This is a genomic window from Desulfosarcina sp. (genome assembly GCF_046496365.1).
GTDB lineage: Bacteria > Desulfobacterota > Desulfobacteria > Desulfobacterales > Desulfosarcinaceae > Desulfosarcina.
Genome location: NZ_JAWOHB010000170.1, coordinates 1 through 8,555, shown reverse-complemented (window position 1 = coordinate 8,555; position 8,555 = coordinate 1). Strand labels below are relative to the sequence as shown.

The 8,555-nt window shown below is 55.3% G+C and carries 8 protein-coding genes and 1 pseudogene; 8 read left to right on the top strand and 1 reads right to left on the bottom strand.

The features are described 5' to 3' along the window. Window positions 1-259, bottom strand: a 259-nt coding sequence (locus R6V78_RS17380; protein WP_410290647.1) for a hypothetical protein, incomplete at its 3' end; no start/stop codon positions are given. Here R6V78_RS17380 and R6V78_RS17375 point away from each other — a divergent pair. The 8 genes and pseudogenes from R6V78_RS17375 to R6V78_RS17340 all read left to right on the top strand — a co-directional run. Then, window positions 236-298: pseudogene (locus R6V78_RS17375) on the top strand (hypothetical protein); the annotation flags it as partial. The gene R6V78_RS17380 and the pseudogene R6V78_RS17375 overlap by 24 nt on opposite strands. Window positions 299-337: 39 nt before the next feature. Beyond that, a complete protein-coding gene (locus R6V78_RS17370) occupies window positions 338-1,051 on the top strand; it encodes a Gfo/Idh/MocA family protein (RefSeq protein WP_410290646.1) in 714 nt (237 codons plus the stop codon). A gap of 146 nt (window positions 1,052-1,197) precedes the next feature. Beyond that, window positions 1,198-2,592 (top strand): glycoside hydrolase family 140 protein, encoded by a 1,395-nt coding sequence (locus tag R6V78_RS17365; protein ID WP_410290645.1) that lies wholly within the window; start codon window positions 1,198-1,200, stop codon window positions 2,590-2,592. Continuing rightward, window positions 2,535-4,343, top strand: coding sequence for a heparinase II/III family protein (locus tag R6V78_RS17360; protein ID WP_410290644.1), 1,809 nt, complete (start codon window positions 2,535-2,537; stop codon window positions 4,341-4,343). The genes R6V78_RS17365 and R6V78_RS17360 overlap by 58 nt, the downstream gene beginning before the upstream one ends. Window position 4,344: 1 nt before the next feature. Then, window positions 4,345-5,124 (top strand): WecB/TagA/CpsF family glycosyltransferase, encoded by a 780-nt coding sequence (locus R6V78_RS17355; protein ID WP_410290643.1) that lies wholly within the window; start codon window positions 4,345-4,347, stop codon window positions 5,122-5,124. Beyond that, window positions 5,121-5,879 (top strand): hypothetical protein, encoded by a 759-nt coding sequence (locus R6V78_RS17350; protein WP_410290642.1) that lies wholly within the window; start codon window positions 5,121-5,123, stop codon window positions 5,877-5,879. The genes R6V78_RS17355 and R6V78_RS17350 overlap by 4 nt, the downstream gene beginning before the upstream one ends. Window positions 5,880-6,130: 251 nt before the next feature. Further along, window positions 6,131-8,050, top strand: a complete 1,920-nt coding sequence (locus R6V78_RS17345; protein ID WP_410290641.1) for a GDSL-type esterase/lipase family protein — start codon at window positions 6,131-6,133, stop codon at window positions 8,048-8,050. Between the two features lie 189 nt (window positions 8,051-8,239). Further along, the gene (locus tag R6V78_RS17340; protein ID WP_410290640.1) at window positions 8,240-8,509 is read left to right on the top strand and encodes a transposase; all 270 of its coding nucleotides are present in this window, start codon (window positions 8,240-8,242) and stop codon (window positions 8,507-8,509) included. The last annotated feature ends 46 nt before the right edge of the window (window positions 8,510-8,555 follow it).

Sequence of the window (8,555 nt, the reverse complement as noted above, 5' to 3'; positions counted from 1 at the left end):
GGCAAATCAATAAAATAATTTTTGCCAGTAAGGCTACAGCGCGCAAAGTTAGGCGAATTTTTATTGATATATTTGCTTTGCACTTACAGATGCATGTTTTGATCAAGTTAAAACCACATAAAAAAATACCCTTAAGCAGCAGGGAGCTGATACTGGTCGTTTCACTTTTTCTGGTCTGTTCCTGCAATCCGACAAAACGGACATTCTGGACAGCGATGACATAAACACCGTATTTATCGCCACACGCCACGATTCTCACGCCGGTTTCGTAAAAAAAGCACTCAAGGCGACCAAGCACGTGTTTGTGGAAAAACCCCTGTGCCTGAACGAACAGGAGTTGAACGACATCTTTGAACTTAACGCCCCACAAGCTGAAGGTGGCAATTCCGACAACCAACCAACCAATCACACCAATTCAACTAGTTCAACCAACCAACCAATTCTAATGGTCGGCTTCAACCGCCGCTTCGCTCCTCTGGCGACCAAGCTGAAACAAACCTTTGGCCATGGTCCGATGGCCATGACCTATCGAATTAACGCTGGTGCAATTCCCGCCGATTCATGGATTCAGGATCCTGAAATCGGCGGCGGACGCATCATCGGCGAAGTTTGCCATTTTGTCGATTTTTTGACCTATCTGAATGGGTCGCTTCCTGAAACGATTTTCGCATCAGCCCTGACAGATCCGCAGCACATGAACGATGTGGTCAATGTGTCCCTGACCTATCGCAACGGCTCTATTGGATCGATAGACTACCTGGCCAACGGGGATAAAAGTCTGCCCAAGGAGAGGGTCGAGGTCTTTGCCAACGGATGTTCGGCGGTGCTTGACGATTTCAAAACCTTGTCCGTCTACGCCCATGGTCGCAAGCGGGATACCAAACTGATCAACCAGGACAAAGGGCAAAAGGTGCAAGTTCAATCGTTTATCAATGCCATTCTGACAGGATCGGAGGCGCCCATCGAATTGGCCGAGATATACAGTGCCACGTTGACGACCTTCAAAATTCTCGAATCCATCCGGACTGGCAGCGTTTTGAATTTGCAGTAATAGGCGAATCGACCAACCACACGATGCATTCAAAGGACTCCGGAGGCGCATATTTTCTGTCCAAAATCCTCCCAATTGCATGTTTGTATGCAATTGCGTTAGGATTTGCCGATGTACAGCACGGCTCGGCAGGCTTTTCGTCCTTAATGACACCACTCCCACGATTGCAGGTGTCTTCGACTGGCCACTATCTGGTCACGGAACAGTGTGAGCCGTTTTTCTGGCTCGGGGACACGGCCTGGCGGATGATTCAACGCGCCGTATTGAGTGACAATTCCGACCAGCCATCGGCAAGTCTTTATTTTGAAGCCCGGCGGTCCCAGGGCTTCAACGTGGTGCAAACCGTCGCTGCCCGGCATGGCGCCGTCGTCAACGCCGAGGGGCATCCCGCGTTTCATGAGGGCGATTTCACCCGGCCGCGAGTCGTGGACGGGCCGGGCAACGATTACTGGGATCTTTGCGATGCGCTGCTTGACCTCTCCCAGGCCAACGGGTTCTATGTGGCCTTGCTGCCGTTGTGGCTCAACGCCATCGACGAAAATGATCCGATCCTCCGGGATCCGTCCATTGCCTACCGCTACGGCCGTTTTCTCGGCCATCGCTACAACCAGCGAACCCATCTGATCTGGGTCATGGGCGGCGATCCATCGTATCGTCAGGGCCGCGATGTGAACCGGCCGGAACGGCTGGCGCTGGTGCGGGCACTGGCCGAAGGGGTCGCCGACGGGACAAACAACCATGGCACATACGACGGTAAGGCCGACTGGTCGTCGACCCTGATGACCTATCATCCCAGGGGAGGCGGATACTCGTCATCGCTGCATCTGCATAGGGAGGCGTGGATGGATTTCAACATGGTCCAGACGACCACGCTGTTCGACTTCGCCAACTATCGCACTATTGCCGCCGACGTGGCTAGACGGCCTCCAAAACCAACGCTCGATGCTGAGGTGGCTTACGAAGGATCCTTGTCGCTGTCCAAAAAAGAGCCGCAAAATAGGCGAATTGCTCCTTGGGACGTGCGCCGCGCCGCCTACTGGGCGGTGTTTGCGGGCGCCTTCGGGCACACCTACGGCCACCGCAGCTTCATCGCCTGGACACGTTTGAACGAACGCAACCGATGGGGGGCCTATATCCCCTGGTTCGACGCCCTCGATACGCCGGGGGCGCGGCAGATGCGGCATCTGAATCAGTTGATGACGTCGCTGGCTTTTTTTTCCCGGATACCCGACCAATCCGTCATCGTTGGGGATACGGGGGCCGGGGTCAATCATGCACGGGCCACCCGCGACGCCGAAGGCAGCTATATTCTCGTCTACCTGCCCACCGGGCGGCCGACCGACATCAACCTGGAAACCCTCAATGGCCCGCGCGCCGCAGTCACCTGGTTCAATCCGCGGGACGGGAGCCGGCAGGCGGTCGAACCGGTCGCTACTCGGGAAATCCATCGGTTCCGACCGCCCACCAGCGGCGACGGCCAGGATTGGGTGCTGATGCTTCAGTCCATTCCAGCATCGTTGACAACCACGACTTCATCCTGAAGGCGGATCCGGTGTTGAATCTGCGGTTCTATTTAATGCGCCTGCGGCATGCCTCGTTTGCCGAGCTGTGTTGCCGAATACGGCAATACCTCGCGCGATTACATCTGCAGGCCATGGTGAGGTTTGACAGCCCTCTGCTGGGCGACCGTGCCGTGAATCTGGCACGCATTGACGGCACGCATGTGCCGGACCTTCTGGTGGAAAGAAACGGTGCATCCGCTGATCTACTCAATGGGCCGGCTGCAATCGCGGATGCCTTCAAAGCCGACATCCGGTTGCGTTGGGAGCCTGCCCGCCTTCAACTTGCGTCGTGCTATTTTGCCCGAGCTGGTCGTCCTTCGGGAAAGCACGACAATGCAGTGAGCGGGCAGGCGGCCGGGAACCTGATTCTATCCTGGCTTGACGCCAATCCCTTCCCGCGCGGAGAGCATTACCAATCGGCCATGGAGTGTGCCCTGCGCATCCCCGTTTTTTTTTATGCCCTCAAGCATTTGGAGCACCTGTCATCCGACCACCGCGATCGGATGCTGCAGGCCCTCTACCTGCATGCCAGGCTGGTTGCCAATCACCTGTCGCTCTATTCCTCCCTTGGCAACCACACCGTTACGGAAGCTATCGGCCTGGTTTTTGCCGGCGCGATCTATCGGTCCATGCGCACCGGTGGCCGCTGGCTGAAAACAGGCCTGCGAATCCTTGACGAGGAATTGCCGCACCAGATTCTCGAGGATGGCGGGCCTGCCGAGCAGTCGCTGGGTTATCACCGGTTTGTGTTGGATCTATACTGGCTGGCGATGGATTTCGTGCACAAGAACGACCTGGCCGACCTGAATCATTGGCGGCCGAGGCTGGCACGCGGGCAACATTTCCTGGATGTCTTTCAGGATCAAAACGGGATCGTTCCCGCCATCGGGGACAGTGATGACGGTGCCGCCGTGGCACCAGGGATCTCTCCCCGCCGGGAAACATCGGATAATTTCAAGGCCAACCGGGCCACTTTCCCTGATTCCGGATACAGTGTCATCAACGACGGCCGGCTGATCTTCACGTTTGACCATGGCCCCTTGGGCATGGCCCCGTTTTACAACCACGGGCATGCCGATGCCTTGTCCATTACCCTTTCCATGAACGGTCGCCCGTTGATCGTGGACCCCGGCACCTATCGTTACAACGGCGTTGAAAAATGGCGCCGCTACTTCAAAGGAACGCGGGCGCACAACACCGTCACCATCGATGATCAGGATCAGGCTGTCCAGGAAACCAGTTTCATCTGGAGCAATCCATACCATTCAAAACTCGTGGCGAGTGAAGAAGTAGGCAGTGATCTGTTCTGCAGTGCAGTTCACGACGGGTATGCCAGATTGAAGGCACCGGTCCAACACCAACGGTCGATTTCCTGTTTTGATCAGGGCAATTTCTTGATCAAAGATCGTTTTAGCGGCAGCGGAGTTTACCGGTTTGAGCTTAACTTTCATTTGCACCCGGATGCGATAGTAAAAAAAAATGGACCCTGGTGGGTGGTTGACCATGGCGGGGAAAGCGCTTTTCTGCACCTTTTAGAATTTGATTTTCAAGTGGTCCGTGGACAGGTACAACCATTGTTGGGGTGGTATTCCAATCGGTACGGGTACAAGGAACCCACCTGCACGTTGACCTGCTCCCGGTCTGGAAAGGCTGCCGACATTGTATTCACGACGGCAATTTTTACCCGGATGCCGTTACACCTTACGGGCGTGACGAACGAGGTGGATTAGTTTGAAAGACAGGTTGAAAATATTGGATATCTGGGTGGATCCGGTGGATCGGGCACAGGCCATCGAACGGGTGCGTGGATTTCTGCATGGCGATCGACCGTGCTCCATTTTTGCCGCCAACCCCGAAAAGAACTTTTCCGTTCCCAAAGACCCGCAACTGTGGGACGCCTTCAAGGCAGCGGATCTTTTAATCCCGGACGGCATCGGCATCGTCGTGGCGGCGAGGCTGCTTCACGGAGCCGTGCTGCAGCGCGTCCCTGGCGTGGAATTCATGCAGGAGATTTGCCGCCTGGCGGTGGAGGAGGACAAATCCATATTTATTTACGGCGCACGGGATGACGTCAACCAGGCCGCCGTGGAACAGCTGCGAATCCGTTTTCCCGCAATCCGTATCGCCGGGCGATCACACGGCTATGTGCCCGAGGAGCAGATGGCCGAGCTAGTGCGTTCCATTAATGATTCCGGTGCGGCCATTCTCTTTTTGGCCCTGGGGTCACCCAGGCAGGAAAAATGGTTTGCCGCCCACGCCTCGGAGCTGACTACGGTCAAGGTGTGCCAGGGCATCGGCGGTACATTGGATGCCATTACCGGCAGCGTAAAGCGTGCCCCCGATATCTGGATGCAATTGTCCCTGGAGTGGCTCTACAGATTGTTGACGGATCCCAGGCGGATCCACCGCCAGCGCGTGTTGCCGATCTTTGCTCTCAGGGTGCTGATGGCCATGGCCAAATCAAACCAATCGTCAATCCGAATGAAGCACCGAAAAAATAAGTCCATATGAGTTTAAAAGTCGATTATTCTGCCACAAATGCGCGTGATATATTTTTATGGCTGGCAGCCATCGCCACCCTGCTTGTTCTCGTTTATGCGATAATCCATATTTTCTGGCCATTTTTGCAATGGGGACCTCTAAGTAATTTGTTCGACCTGGATAGGGAGGTGTCGATTCCTTCATGGTATGCCTCAATGCAGCTGTTTGTCGTTGGCAGTCTGCTATTTTTGGCATCCAGAAACAACCAGAGGCGACAACACCTGCCCACATCGATTCTGATAACCGGAAGCCTGTTCTTTATTTTTTTGTCAGCAGATGAGGGTGCAGCGATTCACGAGAAGATAACGACACTATCCATTAATTTTGGGGTGAACTGGTTGCTATTTAAGGGGAATCACGGGGCGTGGATTCCCGTATATTCTATCTTGGCCCTGTCCGCCGTAATCTTGGCCGCACGGCAATTCCGGAAGCTGTGGAGGCATTTCAGACGTGAAATTCGGATAGCAATGCTCGGTGTTATCGTGTTTGTTACCGGTGGTGTCGGTCTTGAGGTCGTCAGCTACCTTTTTTTGCGATCTGGATCGAACAAAGGCTTATACAGGGTCGAAGTCGCTTGTGAAGAGTATCTAGAAATGATTGGTGTCAGCATCATGCTTTATGCCGTGTTATTGCTGGCCGCAAAGATCTCCGCAAAAAACCCGGCACCGGCATCCACAGACCTGGCTGAGGATTTTCAACCCCTCGACCTGAAACCGTGTGAATGAGCATCAAACTGACGGTGCAGTAATCCGGACAGGTGGCACTATTAACCGAAACCGGCGACAATGTCGCGGTCAGGATCAACCCATGAAGAAAATTGCCGAAGGGTTGAAATCTTTTGAGTAGTTGTACAAAAGTTTCGCTTTACACTTTTCCATGGAAACCTTATCATTGCGTCCCGTTTCGTCAATACCAGTGAATGGCTGAACCGATGGCTCAAATATTGCTGCACACCGTTGGATAGACCGATTGCCAGATGATTAGCGAACGGATCAATAGCAAAAACAATATTCTCAAGACGGTATGTCTTGTTTCCCTGCTATGTTTTGCATCTGTTATCTCGGGATGCGGCGGTGGTGGCGGCGGAGAAGAAGGCAATCCACCTACAAACCTGCCACCCATGGTGGACGCCGGCCAGGATCGATTCACGCTATCTTCCAATGCGGTTGCCCTGACGGCGGTCTCAAGCGACAGTGACGGAGTCATTGTTGCCCATCAATGGACCCAGGTGGCTGGCGCGCCGGTGGCCCTCGCTGGCCAATCGACGTCGACCCTAAATTTCACCGCACCGCCGGTGACGGGTACCTTGACCTTCAGCTGCGCGGTGACGGATGATGACGGCGCCCAGCAGTCCGATACCGTTTCGGTTTACGTGAGCAAGATCCTGTTGACCGACGCATTTGATACCTCGGCCAACTGGATCTTCCGCAACGACACCCCCAACGCGGTGGCGTGGTCGGCGGTTGGCGGTGAACTGCTGCAGGTCAACAACGTGTTCCGCAACGCTTTCCAGGAATCCTATCACCTGGGCACCTATGCCTATCTGGATCCTTTGGTGTTTGCCAAGCGCACCCGTTTCCGGTTCAGTGTGGACATCATTCCCCGGAAAAACGGCGACACCCGCGAGGGCAACGACATAGGCATCATGTTCCCCTATGCCGACGCCTACAACTATTACCGGCTTTCGATGAGTTCGCGCTACGGGTTTACCCGCCTGGAAAAGCGGCAGGGCGGGGCCTTCAGCACCGTGGGGGTCAATTCGATCGGTTACGTGGACGAGGACCCGCCCCTGCCGTTCAGGGTGACCGTGGAGATCAACGGCGACACCATCATGGTGTGGATCAGCTGGGATTTGATCGATGACGACCTGGTTTTTGCCGTGACAGACGCCGCCATCCAGCCGGGGACGGTCGCCCTGTATTGTCAGGACCGGGCCAGCTTCGACAATCTGGTTGTCTCCGACAATTCGCTGCAGCCGATGATTGCCGTGACCGCGCCCTTAGCGCACAGCGTAACGCCCGGTAATGCGCTGCCCGTGGAAGCCGTGGCCCTGAACCAACCCGCCGACGGCAGTGTGCGCTTCACCCTTGACGGGGCCAATGAAACGGTTGCCGTTAAGTCGGGCAATCGCTATTCGGCCCAGTATTCCGGGGTGCCTGCCGGGCAACACGACGTCACCGCCGAGTTGACGGATGCCGATGGGAATGAACTGAGCCATGACATCAATTTCGTTGTCGGTGTCGGCGGGAATTATTTCATCGCCGTGGGCGACAGCATCACCAACGGCGTCGGCGACGAAGACCCCCTGAACAACGATTCGATGGACGGCCTGATCGTATCCAGCCAGGGCTTTCAGGCCCAATTGAGCGACGAACTGACCTTTTCGACCGGCCTGCCCCAGATTGTCTTCAACGAGGGCATCGGCGGCGATCTCTCCAGCGACACAATGCTGCAGCGCATCGATTCCATCCTGGAGCGCCATCCCAAGGCCAATGGGATGCTGCTGCTCATCGGCACCAACGATGCCATGACCGTTCCGCAAACAGATCCCGTTGCTTTCGAATTCAACGTGACCCAGATCGCCACGGTAGCCCTTACGGAACTTGATCTGGTTTATATCGCGCTGATTCCACCTATCTATGATGGGTCCGGGAATCCGCGAATGACACCCAACAACCAAATAGCCTTGTTCAACACCCGCATCGAACAGAACATTGTGGACGACCCCAACGACAACCTCTATCTGGGGCCGGACTTATACAATCGGTTTGAGAACCAATTTGCCACCCTTTACACACCGCTGGACGGCACACCACCGGACGGCCTTCACCCCAGCGATGCCGGCTACCAGGCCATGGCCAGCGACTGGCATGCGGCCCTGGTGTCGATACCCTAGCGGTTATCTGGACCTTCGGCACTCACCATCCATCCTCCCTGACCGGGTGTTTGTTCCCAACCCGGTTTTTTTTGGTTGTCGCCCCGCGATTGGTTGCTCTTCTGTCCGTTTTCATTCGCTGGGTTTGATCATTGTTCGTCGCCGCGGGCCAACCCAGGCACACCCTGTTGACCCCGGAATGCCTTCCTGTTGGCCTGTTGGGGTGTGGAGATCATTGTAAAACTACGGGAGGTTGAGATTCTGTGCAACCAGGGTAATACGATTGCCGAGGCGGCGCGGCAGGCCGGGATCACGGAGCAAACGTATTACAGGTGGCGCAAGGAGTATGGCGGGATGAACAGCGCCGACGCCAAGCGGATGAAGGAACTTGAAAAGGAAAACGCCCGGCTGAAGAAACTGGTTGCTGAGTTGAGCCTGGATAATGCGATTCTCAAGGATGTGAACTCAAAAAACTTCTGAGCCCGGTCAAGCAGAAGGCAGCTGTCGCCTATGTGATGGGAAGTCA

Coding starts and splice junctions, on each gene's coding strand:
- R6V78_RS17365 (WP_410290645.1), top strand. CDS start 1,198: ATGACACCACTCCCACGATTGCAGGTGTCTTCGACTGGCCACTATCTG.
- R6V78_RS17350 (WP_410290642.1), top strand. CDS start 5,121: ATGAGTTTAAAAGTCGATTATTCTGCCACAAATGCGCGTGATATATTT.
- R6V78_RS17345 (WP_410290641.1), top strand. CDS start 6,131: ATGATTAGCGAACGGATCAATAGCAAAAACAATATTCTCAAGACGGTA.